This window comes from Pseudoxanthomonas sacheonensis (assembly GCF_031455975.1).
Classification (GTDB): domain Bacteria; phylum Pseudomonadota; class Gammaproteobacteria; order Xanthomonadales; family Xanthomonadaceae; genus Pseudoxanthomonas_A; species Pseudoxanthomonas_A sacheonensis_A.
The window spans coordinates 281,336-298,573 of sequence record NZ_JAVDTT010000005.1 but is presented as its reverse complement, the minus strand read 5'-3'; the positions used below and the strand labels follow the sequence as shown (position 1 = coordinate 298,573).

General features: G+C 65.1%; 8 protein-coding genes. 6 read left to right on the top strand and 2 right to left on the bottom strand.

The genetic code is table 11. From position 1 onward, the window contains the following. Nucleotides 1–42: 42 nt before the first annotated feature. Entirely contained in the window at nucleotides 43–1,518 is a 1,476-nt protein-coding gene (locus J2W94_RS17430; protein WP_310096112.1) for a leucyl aminopeptidase, read from the bottom strand. A 161-nt stretch (nucleotides 1,519–1,679) separates the two neighbouring features. Here J2W94_RS17430 and lptF point away from each other — a divergent pair, with 161 nt between their 5' ends. Further along, nucleotides 1,680–2,762 carry an LPS export ABC transporter permease LptF gene (gene lptF, locus J2W94_RS17425; RefSeq protein WP_310096110.1) on the top strand — a complete coding sequence of 361 codons (1,083 nt, stop codon included), beginning with the start codon at nucleotides 1,680–1,682 and terminating at the stop codon, nucleotides 2,760–2,762. Next, nucleotides 2,759–3,859, top strand: coding sequence for an LPS export ABC transporter permease LptG (lptG, locus tag J2W94_RS17420; RefSeq protein ID WP_430540648.1), 1,101 nt, complete (start codon nucleotides 2,759–2,761; stop codon nucleotides 3,857–3,859). Before lptF ends, lptG begins: the two co-directional genes overlap by 4 nt. Before the next feature lie 211 nt (nucleotides 3,860–4,070). On the opposite strand, the gene J2W94_RS17415 is transcribed toward lptG, so the two are convergent. After that, nucleotides 4,071–4,538, bottom strand: a complete 468-nt coding sequence (locus J2W94_RS17415; RefSeq protein ID WP_310096106.1) for an RDD family protein — start codon at nucleotides 4,536–4,538, stop codon at nucleotides 4,071–4,073. A gap of 52 nt (nucleotides 4,539–4,590) precedes the next feature. Here J2W94_RS17415 and xerD point away from each other — a divergent pair, with 52 nt between their 5' ends. The 4 genes from xerD (at nucleotide 4,591) to J2W94_RS17395 (ending at nucleotide 17,142) form a co-directional block, all read left to right on the top strand. Continuing rightward, nucleotides 4,591–5,544 (top strand): site-specific tyrosine recombinase XerD, encoded by a 954-nt coding sequence (gene xerD, locus J2W94_RS17410; protein WP_310096104.1) that lies wholly within the window; start codon nucleotides 4,591–4,593, stop codon nucleotides 5,542–5,544. 133 nt (nucleotides 5,545–5,677) lie between these two features. Beyond that, nucleotides 5,678–6,511: a DsbC family protein gene (locus tag J2W94_RS17405; RefSeq protein WP_310096103.1), complete on the top strand. Its 834-nt coding sequence runs from the start codon at nucleotides 5,678–5,680 to the stop codon at nucleotides 6,509–6,511. An 87-nt stretch (nucleotides 6,512–6,598) separates the two neighbouring features. Next, entirely contained in the window at nucleotides 6,599–10,621 is a 4,023-nt protein-coding gene (gene purL / locus J2W94_RS17400) for a phosphoribosylformylglycinamidine synthase (protein WP_310096101.1), read from the top strand. A gap of 407 nt (nucleotides 10,622–11,028) precedes the next feature. Continuing rightward, a complete protein-coding gene (locus tag J2W94_RS17395) occupies nucleotides 11,029–17,142 on the top strand; it encodes an ESPR-type extended signal peptide-containing protein (protein WP_310096099.1) in 6,114 nt (2,037 codons plus the stop codon). Nucleotides 17,143–17,238 lie beyond the last annotated feature (96 nt).

Here is a 17,238-nt window from a genome sequence, read left to right as displayed (position 1 = left end):
GAGTGGAGAGCGAAGGCTTGCTCGCTTCTCACTCCTCCGTGCTCACTTCTCGCTCCTGTCGAGCAGCCACTGGGTCAACAAGCCGACCGGACGGCCGGTCGCCATGCCGCGCTTGCCTTCGTCGTTGGCCACACCGGCGATATCCAGGTGCGCCCAGCGCTGGTTCTCGGTGAAGCGCGCCAGGAAGCAGCCAGCGGTGATCGCGCCGGCCCAGCGGCCGCCGATGTTGTAGACGTCGGCGAAGGTGGAATCCAGCTGGGTCTGGTATTCGTCCCACAGCGGCAAGCGCCAGGCGCGGTCGAATACCGTTTCGCCCGCCGCCAGCAGTTCGTTGGACAGATCGTCGTGCTTGCTCATCAGGCCGGTGGCGTAGCGGCCCAGGGCCACGATGCAGGCGCCGGTCAGGGTGGCCACGTCCAGCAGCGCTTCTGGTTCGAAGCGCTGCGCGTAGGTCAGCGCATCGCACAGGATCAGGCGGCCCTCGGCGTCGGTGTTGCCGACTTCGATGGTCTTGCCGGACATGCTGGTGATCACGTCGGACGGGCGATAGGCGTTGCCGTCGATCGCGTTCTCCACCGCCGGCACCACCACCACCACGTTCAACGGCAGCTTCATCTTCACCGCGGCTACGAAGGTGCCGATCACGTTGGCGGCGCCGCACATGTCGTACTTCATTTCCTCGATGCCGCCCTGGGTCTTCAGGTTGACGCCGCCGGTGTCGAAAGTGATGCCCTTGCCCACCATCACGAAGGGCTTGGTTTCGCCACCGCCATTCCATTTGAGGACGATCAGGTGCGGACGGTTGGTGGAACCCCGCGCTACCGCCAACAAAGAGCCCATGCCCAGCGCTTCCATCTGGGTTTCGTCCAGGATTTCGGATTCGGCGCCTTCGTTCTCCGCGGCGAACTTCTGCGCCTGTTCGGCCAGATAGGCCGGAGTGCAGATATTCGGCGGCAGGTTGCCGAGTTCGCGGGCGAAAGCCACGCCGGCGGCGATGGCTACGCCCTGCGCAAGCGGCTGCTCGTCGTCGCCGCTGATCGCAAGCGTGGACAGGCCGGCATCGTCGTTCTTCTTCTTGCCCAGCGTGGCCGTGTAGCGGTAGCCGGCGTGGTCCGAGGCGATAACGGCCTGGCGGATGTTCCAGGCGCTGTCGCGCTCCTTCACTTCCACTTCGGAGAGCGTAAACAGCGCAGTGCCCGAGGGGCCGACCTTCAACGCGCGCGTGGCGTCGCCGATGGCCTTCAGGTATTGCGGCACGCCGAACTTGGCCGCTTCGCCCAGGCCGATCACCAGCACCCGCGGTGCGGTGATGCCGGGAAGGTCGTGGAGCAGGGTGGTCTTGCCGGTTTTGCCGCTCACATCGCCGCGTTGGACCAGCGTATTGAGCTTGCCGCCGCTGGCCGCATCCAGCGCGCGTCCCGCCGGTGTCAGGGTCTTGTCGCCATAGGCGCCTACCACGATGCAGTCGAAGCCAGCGCTGGCCGGCGCGTCGTGGTTCAGGGTGAATTCCAGTGCCATTGAGCAGATTCCCAGATCATTAGGTGACGAGTTACGTACAATCGCGGGTTCTCAGGCTGCGGCAAGACCGCGCCAGGCCGTGCCGATCCAATGTAGTTGTCCGATCCCAAAAGACCGCGGCCAATCCCAGCGAACGAACCCGAGATTGTAAACCAACCCCCATGGCGAAGCTGGACCGCTACCTCTTCCGCGAATTCACCCAGAGCTTCCTGGCCACGCTGATCGTGCTGCTGGTGGTGAGCCTGGGCGGAGTAATGGCGGATTTGCTCGGCAACATCGCCGAGGGCCGGATCCCGGCGAACCTGCTGATCTCGCAAATGGGCCTGCAGCTGCTCAACTACCTGCCGGTGATCCTGCCGCTGGCGCTGATGCTGGGGCTTCTGCTGTCCTTCGCACGCCTGTACCGCGACTCGGAAATGCCCGTGCTGACCGGGATCGGGGTCGGACCGAGGCGGATGCTGAAGCCCTTTCTGATGCTGGTGGTGCCGGTGGTGGGGCTGATCGGCGCGCTGTCGCTGTGGCTGGGCCCCTGGGCCGACCGGACCAGCGAACGCATGATCGAACACGCCAACCGCAGTCTGATCGTGGCTGGCCTGGATGCCGGCCGGTTCACTATGCTGCCCAACGGCAGCGTCATTTATATCGGCGGGATTTCGGCCGATGGGACCAAGTTGCAGCGCGTGTTCGTGCAGCGCCAGGAGGGCGACCGCTTGGACGTGGTGACGGCGCGCACGGGCGAGATGTTTTTCGAGGGCCAGCGCGACCGCTACATGCGGCTGAACGAGGGCTTTCGGGTGGAAGGCCCGTTGGACGCAGGCCGCGATTTCAACCTGATGCGCTTCGCCAGCAACGAATTCGCGCTGCCGGACCGGGCCGATGTGCGTGCGGAGACCGACCCCGAACTGCTGCCCACCCTGGCCTTGTTCGGCGATCAGCGCGCCGACGCCAACGCGCAACTGCACTACCGGCTCACTCCGCCGCTGCTGGCGCTGGCGTTCGCACTGATTGCGCTGCCACTGGCGCGCAGCTCGCCGCGGCAGGCGCGCTATGGACGGATCATGCTCGGTTTCCTGGCTTATTTGGTGGGCACCAACCTGATGTACGTCGGCACCCAGGCCTTATCCGAAGACAAGGTTCCGGGGATGTTGGGGCTCTGGTGGCTGACTGTGCCGCTGCTGGCGTTCGGCCTATGGTCCTATCTGCGCGACGGGCGCATGGCGCGTTCGCGGATGAAATCGGCATGAGACTGCGGCCCAATCTCCATGATCTGTACGTAGGTCGGGTGGTCCTGGTCACCGTGTTGCTGGTGTGGTCGGTGCTGGTGGGGCTGGACGTGATCAATGCGATTTCCAGCGAGCTCAACGACCTGGGCAAGGGCAGCTATACCTTCGGCCACGCGGTGGCCTTCGTGGCCTACACCATCCCCCGCCGCGCCTACATGATGTTCCCCACCGCGGCGGTAATCGGCGCGTTGATGGGGCTGGGCCAGCTGGCCGCCAGTTCGGAACTGATCGCCCTGCGGGCGGTAGGCCTCTCCCGCCGCCGTTTGAGCCTGTCGGTTGCCATCACCCTGGCCCTGCTGACCGGGCTGATGGTGTTCGGCATGGAAACGGTGGGCAGCTGGGGCCAGACCCAGGCCGACCGGGTCAGGACTTCGGCAATCACCAATAACGCGGCGGCGGCGACGTACTCGGGACTCTGGGCACGCGAGGGCAATGTTTTCCTCAATGCACAGGGCGGCGAAAAGAAGGTGCAGGACGGCCGCGAATGGCTGCAGCTGCGCGACGTACGCCTGTACGAACTGGCCGACGACGGCAGGCTGGCCGCGATTTCCCATGCCACCACCGCCGAGAACTTCGACGACAAGTGGGTGCTGAAGAACGTGTTGCGCACCACTTTCAACGCGCGTTCGGTGACCCAGCAGCAGTTGCTGGGCATGCGCTGGGAATCGGACCTGGACCCGGCCGCGCTGGCCGACACCATCGCCAAGCCGCGCTACATGGCCGCTACCGATCTGGCGCGCAGCATTGAATACCGTCAGCGCAATGGGCTGGATGCGCGCGAGTACGAGGAGGTCTATTGGGGCCGCTGGTTCTACCCCTTGAACGTGCTGGCGCTATGCCTGGCCGCTATCCCATTCGCCTTCGGCAGCCTGCGCAGCGGCGGACTGGGGAAACAGCTGTTCTTGGGCATCTTGTTCGCCCTGAGTTTCTGGCTGATGCAGACCTTGTTCAGTCGCCTGGCCGGCGCGTTCAAGTTCGACTATTGGATCGCCTACCTGTTACCGCCCCTGGTGATGCTGACGGTGTCGGCCTGGTTGTTTAAGCGACGCAGCAGTTAGCCGCGCCGAGGTAGGTCGGGGCTACGCCCCCGACGTACGGGACTGACACCGTACGTGTGTCGGCCGTGTAGGGCCGACCTACGTCACGTCATTTTTTCGGCAGGCGGATCATGCGTGTACCACTGGCGCGGTCGTGCCGCGCCACGGTCGACCGTGAGGGTCAGTCGAGTCGAACGCGCCGCAGCGCGCCTTTGACCTGCGTGATCAGGCTCTATTTTTTCGGCAGGCGCACCATGCATGTACCACTGGCGCGGTCGTGCCAAGTCAGCTTTTTCCTATCCACCCAGGCCCACCAAAACCCCAAACCAGCCAGCAACGAAGAAAAAGTCGCCACCGCATAACGCAGGCAGAGCGCCCGCCAGCTCGGCGCACCGCCATCGGCGGCGAGCACTTTCAGGCGCCACGGGCGCATGCCCAGGGTCTGCCCGCCGCGCCGCCAGCTGATCACCGCGTAAGCGCCCGTTACCAGCCAGCAGGCCAGCCAAAGCGCGATCTGCAAGGCGCTGAAAGGCGCGATGTTCTGTCGCGCTCCATGGCCCGTCAGGTAATAGATGAGAGTGAAAGCGGCACTCAGCAGCATCCACAGCGCCAGCGCCGGCCAGAAATCGTAGAGCAATGCGAGCAGACGCCACCCTATGTGGGTGCGGGGTTTCGGCGTGGAGGCAAGCGGATCGTTCATGTGCACAGGATAGCGGGAGGCGCCAATCGAGCGCGCACTCTATGCTTGGCTGATGACTTCGACCACACCCGCCGACCGCCGCACCCAGGCCATGGCTTTGCCGCCCGTGCCCGAATCCGATGCCGAGGAAATCACTGCCTTCCTCGACGCGATCTGGGCCGAGAACGGCTTGTCCAGGCCCACCTTGGCCAGCTATCGCCGCGATCTGGAAGGCTTGGCACGCTGGCGCCATGGGCGGCAGGGCGGGCTGCTGCAGGCGGATCGCGCGGGCCTGTTCGATTATTTCGCCGCGCGTACCGCGCAGGACTATTCCCCGCGCAGCAATGCACGCCTGTTGTCGTCGTTGCGCGCCTTCTACGCCTGGCTATTGCGCCGGGGCGTGCGCAGCGACGATCCCACCGCGCTGCTCGACCCGCCCAAACTGCCGCGCTCGCTGCCCAAGGCCCTGGCCGAAAACCAGATCGAGGCCTTGCTGGCCGCACCGCAGGTCGACACGCCGCTTGGATTGCGCGACCGCGCCATGTTCGAACTGATGTACGCCGCCGGCCTGCGGGTCAGCGAGTTGGTGAATCTGCCCGCCAACGCCGTGAACCTGCGACAGGGCGTGGTGCGGGTGACCGGCAAGGGCAGCAAGGAGCGGTTGGTCCCGCTGGGCGAGGAGTCGCAGCACTGGCTGGAGAAATATCTGGCCGAGGCCAGGCCGAAACTGGCGGGCAAGGCCAGCCGGACGGCGCTGTTCATTGGCGGCGACGGCGAGCCGCCCAGCCGCCAGCAATTCTGGGGACTGGTGAAACGCTATGCCGCAGTGGCCGGCATCGATCCCGGCAAAGTCAGTCCGCATGGGCTTCGCCACAGCTTCGCCACGCACCTGCTCAATCACGGGGCGGATCTGCGCGCGTTGCAAATGCTGCTGGGCCACAGTTCGCTTTCCACCACCCAGATCTACACGCTGGTGGCGCGCGAGCACCTGCAACAGCTGCATACGAAGCACCATCCCAGAGGTTGAAACTGAACCGAATAGGGGACGGCGTAGCGGTCCTTACGGTCGGCATATGCGAAAATCGGCGCGAAACCAAACCACTGTGCGCGGTCGCTATCCTTGGCCGCTCACTAATTTACGTTTTCATAAGGACCGCTTCATGAAGCATCTGCTGTTCTGCATCGCCGTGTTGCTGGGCCCGGCCAGCCTTTCCGCTTGCGCCCAGGCCCCGCAGCCCGGACAGGCGGCGGCGTCCGCTTCGAAGCCGTCGCCGTCGCCCGCGGCGATCAAAGGAAATACTCCTGACGAACGCGCGCGACAGGCGCTGATGACTTTGAATCCCAAGATCGAGATCGACTACATCGGTGCCGCCGCGCTGCCGGGTTTCCGTGAAGCCATCGTCGGTGGGCAGGTGGTGCTGGTCAGCGATGACGGCAAGTATTTGGTGCAGGGAAGCGTGCTGGATATCGGCGCGCAAAAAGAGCTGACCCAATCGAGCCCGGCCTTGTCCAAATACCGCCAGGGCTTGCTCAAGAGCATCAAGACCAGCGAGCGCATCGTGTTCGCTCCGCCCAATGCGAAATACACCGTCAGCGTGTTCACCGATATCGAGTGCGGTTACTGCCGCAAGCTGCACAGCGAAATCGCCGAGTACAACCGGCGGGGCATCGCCATCGAATATTTGGCCTTCCCACGCATGGGCCTGGGCAGTCCGGATCACAAAAGCATGATCTCGGTCTGGTGCGCGAGCGACCGCAAGCAGGCCTTGACCGACGCCAAAAACGGCAAGCCCGTGCCCGACCGGCAGTGCAAAAGCACCCCGGTCGACATGGAATACCACGTGGGGCAGCGCCTGGGCATCTCCGGCACACCGGCCATTTTCGCCGAGGACGGGACCCAGCTGGGCGGCTACTTGCCGGCCGACAAGATGCGCGAAGCCCTGGACAAGCTGGCCGGCGACACCCAGACCGGCAAACCGGCCGGCATGCCCTAAGCCGGACCGGGAAATGCGACACGACGAAGCCGGCCATGCGCCGGCTTCGCTACAATAGAGAGCCCCGTTCCTTACGGTTTGCCGGACATGATCGTCCTCGAGGGCCAGTCGGCCCTGTCGCAGTTCCGCCGCGCGCGGCTTGAATCCCGATTGCAGTCCGTCTCGCCGTCCGTGCTGGTACGCGGCGCGTGGCACGTCTATTTCGTCGAACCCGAAGCGGGCGCCGAGGTGGATATCGGCACGTTGGGCCGCATCCTGCAAGCGTCGTCCGATCCGGTCGCCGCTGCCGAAGACAGCCGGTCCCGGTTCATCGTGCCGCGTCTGGGCACCTTGTCGCCCTGGGCCAGCAAGGCCACCGAACTGCTGCGCGGCGCAGGCCTGCCGATCAAGCGCGTGGAACGCGGCACCCGCGTCGACCTGCAGGGCTGGGAAGACTCCGCCGCACTGGCGAAGCTGCTGCACGATCCGATGACCCAGTCTCTGCTGTCGGCGCGCGAACAGGCCGCCGCGCTGTTCACCGCGCCACCGCGCGGCGCCCTGGAACGCATTCCGCTGGGTACGCTGGAAGCGGCCAACAAGCGTCTGGGTCTGGCCCTGGCCGAGGACGAGATCGACTATCTGCGGCTGCGCTACGGCGAACTGGGCCGGGATCCTTCCGATGTCGAGTTGATGATGTTCGCGCAGGCCAATTCCGAGCACTGCCGCCACAAGATCTTCAACGCGACCTGGACCATCGAAGGCAAGGAGATGCGGCTCAAGAGCGGGCCGCACGACGCCGGCATGCCGGCGTCATTATTCCGCATGATCAAGCACACCCATGCGCACACACCTCAGCACACGCTTTCCGCATACAGCGACAACGCGGCGGTGGTGGAAGGTTATGCGTCCTCGCGTTTCCGCCCCGATGCCAGCGGTCACTACCGCAGCGAAGCGAAGCTGGATTCGGCGTTCTGCATCAAGGTGGAAACCCACAACCATCCGACCGCCATCGCGCCCTTTCCCGGCGCCAGCACCGGCGCCGGCGGCGAAATCCGCGACGAAGGCGCCACCGGCCGTGGCGGCAAGCCCAAGGCGGGACTGAGCGGTTTCAGCGTCTCGCACCTGCGCATTCCGACCCTGCCGCAAAAGTGGGAAAATTTTGGCGGCAGCGGGCCGCGCCCGCTGAATCCGCGCATGGCGCCGGCGCTGGAAATCATGCTGGACGGCCCGTTGGGTGCGGCTGCCTTCAACAACGAATTCGGACGCCCGAATCTGGTCGGCTACTTCCGCAGTTTCGAACTCCCGGAATCCGCGACCCTGACCCGTGCCTACGACAAGCCGATCATGCTTGCCGGTGGTCTGGGCGCCATCGATCGCATACAGGTCGAGAAGATCCGCCTGCAGCCGGGCGACGCGGTGATCGTGCTGGGCGGCCCGGCGATGCTGATCGGCCTGGGCGGCGGCGCCGCCAGCTCGGTGGCGTCGGGCGATACCGCCGAAGACCTGGATTTCGCCAGCGTGCAGCGCGACAACCCGGAAATGGAGCGCCGCTGTCAGGAAGTGATCGATCGTTGCGTGGTAATGGGTGCGAACAATCCGATCCGCTGGTTCCACGATGTCGGTGCCGGCGGCCTGTCCAACGCGATTCCCGAATTGCTGCATGACTCAGGCGTGGGCGGCGTGATCGACCTGGACAAGGTGCCAAGCGACGATCCCTCGCTGTCGCCGATGCAGCTCTGGTGCAACGAATCGCAGGAGCGTTACGTGCTCGGCGTGGCCCAGGAGCGCCTGGCCGAATTCGCCGCCTTGTGCGAACGCGAGCGTTGTCCGTTCGCGGCGGTCGGTAGGGCGACGGCGGAGGAACGTCTGGTGGTGGGATATGGCGCCACGGTGGATTCCCTTCTCCCTTCGGGAGAAGGTGCCCGAAGGGCGGATGAGGGTACGGAGGACGGCGGTACCTCCACTTCGCCGTACCCTCACCCCAACCCCTCTCCCGATGGGAGAGGGGCTTATGCAATCGACCTTCCCATGGACGTGCTGTTCGGCAAGGCGCCGAAGATGCACCGCAACACCGCGCACCCGCCTGCGCCGCGCTGGCCGGCGATGGAAACGGCGGGCCTGGATCTGCATGACGCGGGTCTGCGCGTGCTTGCGCATCCGTCGGTGGCTTCCAAGCAGTTCCTGATCACCATCGGCGACCGCAGCGTTGGCGGGTTGACCGCGCGCGAGCAGATGATCGGTCCATGGCAGCTGCCGCTGGCCGACTGCGCCATCACCCTGTCCGGTTTCGATGGTTTCGTCGGCGAAGCCATGGCCATCGGCGAACGCACACCGTTGGCGCTGCTCAACGCCGCCGCTTCGGCGCGCATGGCCGTCGGCGAAGCGATCACCAATCTGTGCGCGGCGCCGGTGGAATCGCTGGATCGGATCAAACTCTCCGCCAACTGGATGGCCGCGGCCAACCATGCCGGCGAAGACGCCTTGCTGTTCGATGCGGTGAAAGCGGTGGGCATGCAGTTGTGCCCCGAGATCGACCTAAGCATCCCGGTCGGCAAGGACTCCCTGTCGATGCAGGCGCAATGGCAGGTGGACGACACGGCGCAGAAATCGGTCTCGCCGGTCTCGCTCATCATCAGCGCTTTCGCCCCGGTCACCGACGCGCGCGAGCAGCTCACGCCATTGCTCGCCCGCGAAGAAGACAGCGATCTGTGGTTGATCGGTCTGGGCGCGGGCAAGCAGCGCCTTGGCGGTTCGGTGCTGGCGCAGTGCCATCCCGAGGCGGGCGCCGGCATGCTGCCGGCGTTCGGCGGCGACGTGCCCGACCTGGACGATCCGCAACGGTTGCGCGACTTCTTCGAACTGATCCGCGACGCGCGCGAAGCCGGCGTGCTGCTGGCCTATCACGACCGCAGCGACGGCGGCGCATTCGCCGCGCTCTGCGAAATGGCCTTCGCCGCGCATTGCGGTCTCGACATCCAGTTGGACGGGTGGGGCGACGATCCTTTCCGCACCCTGTTCGCGGAAGAGCTGGGCGCCGTCGTGCAGGTGTCGGCCGAAGACCGTGCCGCCTTCGCGGACCTGGTCGAACGCCATGCGCTGACCGAGTGCGCGCAACGCATCGCCAAGCCGACCACCGCGCCGGTGATCCGCATCGAGCAGGAAGGCGAAGTGCTGTCGCAGTGGCGCTGGGACGAATTGTTCGACGCCTGGTGGTCGGTCACACACGCCATGCAGAAGTTGCGCGACAACCCGGAGACGGCCGACGAGGAGCGCCAGCTAGCACGCGATTTTTCGGCGCCCGGTTTGCGTCCTAAACTGAGCTTCGATCCGGTCGAAGATATCGCGGCTCCTTACATCGCAAAAGGCGTCCGGCCGAAGGTGGCGATCCTGCGCGAGCAAGGCGTCAACGGTCAGATCGAAATGGCCGTTGCTTTCGATCGGGCAGGCTTCGACACTTTCGATGTGCACATGAGCGACTTGATCGGCGGTCGCGTGAAGCTGGATGAATTCAAGGGCTTCGCCGCTTGCGGCGGCTTCAGCTACGGCGATGTGCTGGGAGCGGGGCGCGGCTGGGCCACCTCGATCCTGGAGCGCGGCGCGTTGCGCGATGCGTTCGCGGCGTTTTTCGAGCGCGGCGATACGTTCTCGCTCGGCGTTTGCAACGGTTGCCAGATGCTGAGCCAGCTGAAGGACATCATTCCCGGGGCCACGCACTGGCCGCGTTTCCTGCGCAACCGCAGCGAGCAGTTCGAGGCGCGTTCCTCCCTGCTGGAAGTGGTGGAATCGCCGTCGCTGTTCCTGCAGGGCATGGCCGGTTCGCGCATCCCCGTGGCGGTCGCCCATGGCGAAGGCCGCGCCGAATTCGACAGCACGGTCGATCAGGCCGCGGCCAGGGTGGCGTTGCGCTACATCGATGGCGAGGGTCGTGTGGCGGCGCAGTACCCGCTCAACCCCAACGGCTCGCCCGAAGGCATCACCGGCCTGACCAGCGACGACGGCCGTTCCACCATCCTGATGCCGCACCCCGAGCGGACCTTGCGCAGCGTCAACCTCAGTTGGCATCCACGGGAATGGAAGGACGATTCGCCCTGGCTGCGGATGTTCCGCAACGCAAGAAATTGGGTGGCATGACCGCCTCCCATTGAAAAATAGCGAATATTTTTTCGGCCCGCCAAATCCAACATTGGCGGGCTTTTTTATTTTCCGCGTTTGCGCGCGTATGCAGCTACTCAACCTTGAGATTCGATTGCAAACATTTGTTTATTGAAGAAATGCCGTCGCGATTTTCAGCTTCGTGAAATATTTGTTTAGTAATTGCATGGATCTTGCATTGCTTGACTGTTGATAAACCTGTGGTGAATATCGACTCACAGTTGCAGTGTAAGGATGCATTCAGCTCGTGAACGACGTGAAGCGCAAAGGCCCGACCCTTCGTCGAGGCCATCCCCATGGGGGTTCCACAATTTCCGACTAGGTCGTCCGGCCCCCGCCAGGCGATCTGGGTATCCCTTTGCCAAAATTTTATAAGGAAATGATCGATGAATCGTATTTATCGCAAGGTATGGAACCAGACGTTGGGCCAGTGGGTCGTGGCCTCGGAATTGGCATCGGGAGATAGCGCGGGCGCGCAAGGTAAAACCGTCATAGGCGCGTGGCGGCGGTGTGCGCTTGTGGTAGCGCTGGGCGTGCTGCTGTCCGCCAATGCGGCGTTCGCCCAGTCTGTGGAAGTAGGCGGCAACGCCGAATGCGTGGTTTGGAGCAGCTGGCCTGCGATAGATCAGTGCCTGGTCGATGGCTCCGCCAACGCGAGCGGTACCAACGCGGTTGCTATCGGCGCGCAAACCACCGCCAGCGGCAATCGCAGTACGGCCCTAGGTGCCGGCAGCAGCGCTACCGCGACCGGCGCCACCGCGCTGGGCGCCGACAGCTCCGCGCGCGCCGTCAACAGCACGGCGGTGGGCCGCCAGACTTCCATAACTTCGGTCAATGGCGTAGCGATCGGTTTCAATACCTTCGCCAATAATGGCGCCAATGGCGTGGCCATCGGCTACAACGCCGGAGTCAGCGGCGTCGATGCCATTGCAGTGGGCACGCACTCGCGCGCCACCGCGACCAATTCGATCGCTGTCGGCAACAACGCCAACGCCGCGGCGGCCAACAGCGTAGCGCTGGGCGCCAACTCCCTCGCCAATCGCGCCAACACGGTGTCGGTGGGCAGAGTGGGCGCAGAACGCCAGATCACCAACGTGGCCGCCGGCACACAAGACACCGATGCGGTGAATCTGGCGCAGTTGGAAGAAGTGGCGGCGGTGGCCGATAACACGGACAACTATTTCAAGGCCACTGGCGATGGCGAAGCCACTGCCGAAGGAGAAGAGTCGGTCGCCGCGGGTTCCGGCGCGCTCGCCGATGGGGACCAGAGCACTGCGGTCGGCGCAAACAGCGCGGCCAGCGGTCTCGAAGCCGCTGCATTCGGCGCCGGCGCTGCGGCTACCGGCAACTACACCACTGCTGTTGGCGGCGGTGCGCTGGCGTCGGGTTTCAACAGCACGGCATTGGGCAATCTCAGCACCGCTTCCGCATCGGGTGCCGTTGCGCTGGGTTCCGATAGCGTGGCATCGGGCAACAACAGTCTGGCGTCCGGTCAGGGCGCCACTGCCAGCGGCATCAACAGCGTCGCGGTAGGCGGCGCGTTGGCGGGTTTCGTGACGACCGAGGCCTCCGGGGATTTCTCCACGGCGGTGGGCGGCGCGGCGTGGTCGCCGGGCGAGAACAGCACGGCGCTAGGAAATTTCTCCACTTCCTTCGGCGACGATAGCGTGGCGGTGGGTGCGGATGCTTACGCGGCCGCGGAAGGAAGCGTGGCGCTGGGGCAGGGTTCGTACGCGGATCGCGAATACACCGTCTCGGTGGGCGATGTCGGCGCCGAGCGCCAGATCACCAACGTGGCTGCAGGTACCGAAGACACTGATGCGGTGAATGTGGCGCAGCTGGACGAAGTCGCTGCGGTCGCCGAGAACACCGACAAATATTTCAAGGCCAGCGGCAGCAACGACAGCGATGCGGGTGCTTACGTGGAAGGCGACAACGCCACTGCGGCGGGTGAGGCGACCAATGCCGTGGGCAACGGCGCGTCGGCCTTCGGTAGCGGCGCCAACGCGGTAGCCGAGGGCGCCACCGCGGTGGGCGTAAATGCGTTGGCGTCTGGCCAGAACAGCGCGGCTTTCGGCCAGAACGCGCAGGCCACCGGTCCGGCAGCGGTCGCGGTAGGCGGTAATGCGGTGGACGAAGCAGGCAATCCGCTGATCACCAATGGCGGCGTGCCGGTCGATACCGGCGCAACCAGCGCAGGCGTAGGCGGCACTGCAGTCGGCGCCAGTGCGCAGGCCGACGGATTCGCAGCCACGGCCGCGGGCGTGGGCGCGTATGCGGAAGGCGCGCAATCGGCGGCCTTCGGTGCGGTTTCCAACGCCATCGGCGATTACTCCACCGCAGTCGGCACGCAGAGCGCGGCAGTTGGCACCAGCAGCGTGGCGGTGGGCGGGCCGGTGGATCTGATTCCCGGTTTGGGTTTCTTCGTCAGCACTCAAGCGACCGGCGAAGCGTCAGCCGCTTTCGGCGCCGGGGCGATCGCCGCAGGCGACTACAGCACGGCCAACGGCACATTGACCGAAGCATCAGGGCTGGAAAGTACGGCGTTGGGCTATTTCGCTTACGCCCCCGCCGACTACGCCAGCGCATTGGGCGCCGAATCGTGGGCCAGCGGCGTCAACAGCACCGCAGTCGGCTTCTTCAGCACCGCGCTGGGTGACGATTCTGTAGCGGTGGGTTCCGGCTCGGTGGCCAGCGAAAATTCCTCCACTGCGGTCGGCGGCCAGCGCCTGCTGGTGGATGAGGAAGGCGAGCCGATCCTCGACGAAGACGGCGAGCTCCAGTACGTCGCTACCGAGGCCAGCGCGGTGGATGCCACTGCCTTGGGTTCGGGTGCGGTCGCCAGCGAAGCGGGCGCCACTGCGGTCGGCGCAGGCGCGCAATCCAGTGGTCCGTATGCCACGGCGTTGGGAACGCAAGCCAGCGCCTCCAATATCCAGGCCACTGCGGTGGGTTACAGCAGCAGCGCTGCGGGGTTGGCATCGACGACGGCGGGCGGCTTCAGCAGCGCAGGAGGCGATTTCGCGTCAGCGTTCGGCTATGGCGCGGACGCCAGCGGCGCCAGCAGCACCGCGTTGGGCGAATTCAGCATCGCGTCCGGTGACGAAAGCATTGCGCTAGGCGGAACCGCGTTCGGATTTTTCAGCGCTGAAGCCAGTGGATTCGGTGGCGTGGCCTTGGGGGCGGGTTCGTTTGCCGCAGGTGATTTCAGCTCGGCATTAGGTTGGTTGACCACGGCCACCGGTTTCAACAGCACGGCCTTGGGTTCGGCGGCCAGTTCTTCGGGCGACAACAGCGTGGCGGTGGGGGCAGATTCGGTGGCGGCTGCGGAAGGCAGCGTGGCGATTGGACAAGGATCGTTTGCCGATCGCGAAAATTCCGTGTCAATCGGCGATGTTGGCGCCGAACGCCAGATCACCAACGTGGCCGCCGGCACAGAGAACACCGATGCGGTGAATGTGGCGCAGTTGGACGAAGTGGCGGCGGTAGCCGAGAACACCGACAAATACTTCAAGGCCAGCGGCAGTGAAGACAGCGATGCGGGCGCCTATGTGGAGGGCGACTACGCCACCGCTGCCGGTGAAGCGACCAATGCCATCGGCGATGGCGCATCGGCTTTCGGCAGCGGCGCCAATGCGGTAGCGGGTAATGCTACGGCGGTTGGTTTCAATGCGTTGGCCGTCGGAGAAAACGCGTTCGCAGCAGGCGCCAACAGCCAAGCCACAGGCGAATACGCCACAGCGGTGGGCGCCGAGAGCGAAGCGAGCGGTTTCCTCTCCACCGCGACAGGCTCCGCTAGCGTTGCCAGCGGCGATGGCAGCGTGGCGACCGGTTCGCTGAGCGAAGCATCGGGCGAGGAATCGACCGCCAACGGTTTCTTCAGTACGGCTTCGGGCGACGCCTCCACTGCCTTAGGTGCGGAGAGCACCGCTTCGGGTATCGAATCGACCGCTACCGGTTTCCTGAGTACGGCCTCCGGAGATGGCTCAACTGCGCTGGGCGCCGAAAGTGCCGCCGCAGGCGATTACGCAACCGCAGTGGGCCTGGCTTCATCAGCGTCGGGCGTAAGCAGCACGGCGCTGGGCGAGTACAGCATCGCCTCGGGCGATGAAAGCGTCGCGCTGGGTGGCACCGCGTTCGGGTTGTTCAGCGCCGAAGCCAGCGGTTATGGCGGTGTGGCTCTGGGCGCGGGTTCGTACGCGGCAGGCGATTTCAGTTCGGCGTTGGGTTGGTTGACCACAGCCACGGGTTTCAACAGCACGGCCTTGGGTTCGGCGGCCAGTTCGTCGGGCGACAACAGCGTTGCGGTCGGCGCAGATTCCGAAGCGGCCGCCGAAGGCAGTGTGGCGATTGGCCAGGGCTCCTTCGCTGATCGCGAAAACTCGGTTTCAGTAGGCGATGTCGGCGCCGAACGCCAGATCACCAACGTGGCTGCCGGCACCGAAGATACCGATGCGGTGAACGTGGCCCAGTTGAACGAAGTGGCGGACACGGCCAACACCACCAGCAAATACTTCCAGGCTTCGGGCAGCGAAGACAGCGACGCGGGCGCCTACGTGGAAGGCGACAACGCCACGGCAGCAGGCGAAGCGGCCAACGCGATTGGCGATGGCGCCTCGGCCTTCGGCAGTGGCGCCAACGCGGTGGCGGGCAATGCCACGGCGATTGGTTTTAACGCGCTCGCCCAGGCACAGGACAGTGCCGCGTTCGGCTACAACGCGCAGGCCGTGGGAGCCAGCAGCGTGGCCGTCGGCTCCAACGCTTTGGCGCAGGGCGTGAATTCCTCGGCATTCGGCACGGGTAGTGCCGCATCGGGCGATGGCAGCCTGGCGCTGGGGTCGAACGCCGAAGCCAGCGGCGCTTACAGCACCGCCACCGGCACCAACTCGGTCGCCAGCAACACGCAGGCCACCGCTACTGGTTACAGCAGCAATGCAGCGGGCTTGGCGGCTACCGCCAATGGTGGATTCAGCAGCGCGGGCGGAGATTTCGCCTCCGCGTTCGGTTATGGATCCGACGCCAGCGGCGCCAGCAGCACGGCGCTGGGCGAATTCAGCATCGCTTCGGGCGACGAAAGCGTGGCCTTGGGCGGCACCGCTTTCGGCTTGCTCAGCGCCGAGGCCAGCGGCTATGGCGGCGTGGCCTTGGGTGCGGGTTCGTATGCGGCAGGCGATTTCAGCTCGGCCTTGGGTTGGCTGACTTCCGCGGAGGGATACAACAGCACGGCGCTGGGTTCGGCGGCCAGTTCGTCGGGCGACAACAGCGTGGCGGTAGGCGCCGATTCAGTGGCGGTGGCTGAAGGCAGCGTGGCGATAGGCCAGGGTTCCTTCGCCGATCGCGCCAACACCGTCTCGGTAGGCGATGTCGGCGCCGAACGCCAGATCACCAACGTGGCGGCCGGTACCGAAGATACGGATGCGGTGAACGTCGCGCAGTTGAATGAAGTCACCGGCGACTTGACCGATCTGCAAGCCACTGCGGTCGGCTACGACGACGAAAGCAAAGACACATTGACGCTCGAAGGCGCCGATGGCACCACCGTCGCCAACGTGGCCGATGGTGCGATCGCCACCGGCAGCAGGGACGCAGTGAACGGAGGGCAGTTGTTCGGTTCGTTGGACAGCATCGCCACAGCGTTGGGCGGGGGCACCACGGTGAGCGCGACGGGCGGATTGATCGGCACCAACTTCGTTATCCAAGGCGGCAGCTATTTCAATGTGGGCGACGCTTTGTCCGCGCTGGATACGGCGGTCACTTCCCTTGACGGCCGCGTTTCCACGCTGGAGAACCCGAGCGCGACCGCCGCCAGCCTGGCCAATCCGCGTGTGGAGGACGCCAGCGCTGCAGTCAGCGGAGCGGGCCCCGCATCGACGCAGGCGGCAACTCCCGTAAGCGGTGCAGCGCCTGTCACCCAAAGCTCCAGTGCCGCCACTACTACCAGCGCAGTGGCAAACAGCGAAAGTTCGGTCGCACTGAGCCAGGGTTCGGTCGCGGACCGTGCCGGTACGGTGTCTGTGGGAAGCGACGGCAACGAACGTGCGGTGACCAACGTCGCCGCCGGCACCCAGGCGACGGATGCGACCAATGTGGCGCAAGTGCAGGCGGGCGATACGGCCACACTGAGCTCGGCAAATGCCTATACCAACAACGTGGCCACCGAAACGCTGACTTCAGCCAAGAGTTACACCGACATGCAGTTCAAGGCGCTGGACGATGACTTCCAAAACTTCCGTACCGAAACCGATCGTCGTTTCCTCGACCAGGATCGCCGCATCGATCGGCAGGGCGCGATGGGCTCGGCGATGCTCAACATGGCCACCAGTGCCGCCGGCATCCGCACCGACAACCGAGTGGGCGTGGGCGTCGGTTTCCAGGGTGGGGAAAAGGCACTCTCGGTCGGCTATCAGCGTGCGTTGAGCGATCGCGCCACCATCACTATCGGCGGCGCGTTCAGCGGCGACGAGAAGTCGGTGGGCGTGGGCGCAGGTTTCGGTTGGTGAGATGAGCAAAGGGCTTGCCGCCGGTTGCGGGCGGCAAGCGATGGTTTCGGATCCGCCCCCGTGGATCCGGCAGGAAACTGGCTGGGCCGGCCAATG

Excerpts from the sequence above, each read along its gene's own strand:
- purL (WP_310096101.1), top strand. The coding sequence starts at position 6,599 with ATGATCGTCCTCGAGGGCCAGTCGGCCCTGTCGCAGTTCCGCCGCGCG.
- J2W94_RS17415 (WP_310096106.1), bottom strand. The coding sequence starts at position 4,538 with ATGAACGATCCGCTTGCCTCCACGCCGAAACCCCGCACCCACATAGGG.
- lptF (WP_310096110.1), top strand. The coding sequence starts at position 1,680 with ATGGCGAAGCTGGACCGCTACCTCTTCCGCGAATTCACCCAGAGCTTC.
- lptG (WP_430540648.1), top strand. The coding sequence starts at position 2,759 with ATGAGACTGCGGCCCAATCTCCATGATCTGTACGTAGGTCGGGTGGTC.
- J2W94_RS17430 (WP_310096112.1), bottom strand. The coding sequence starts at position 1,518 with ATGGCACTGGAATTCACCCTGAACCACGACGCGCCGGCCAGCGCTGGC.
- xerD (WP_310096104.1), top strand. The coding sequence starts at position 4,591 with ATGACTTCGACCACACCCGCCGACCGCCGCACCCAGGCCATGGCTTTG.
- J2W94_RS17395 (WP_310096099.1), top strand. The coding sequence starts at position 11,029 with ATGAATCGTATTTATCGCAAGGTATGGAACCAGACGTTGGGCCAGTGG.
- J2W94_RS17405 (WP_310096103.1), top strand. The coding sequence starts at position 5,678 with ATGAAGCATCTGCTGTTCTGCATCGCCGTGTTGCTGGGCCCGGCCAGC.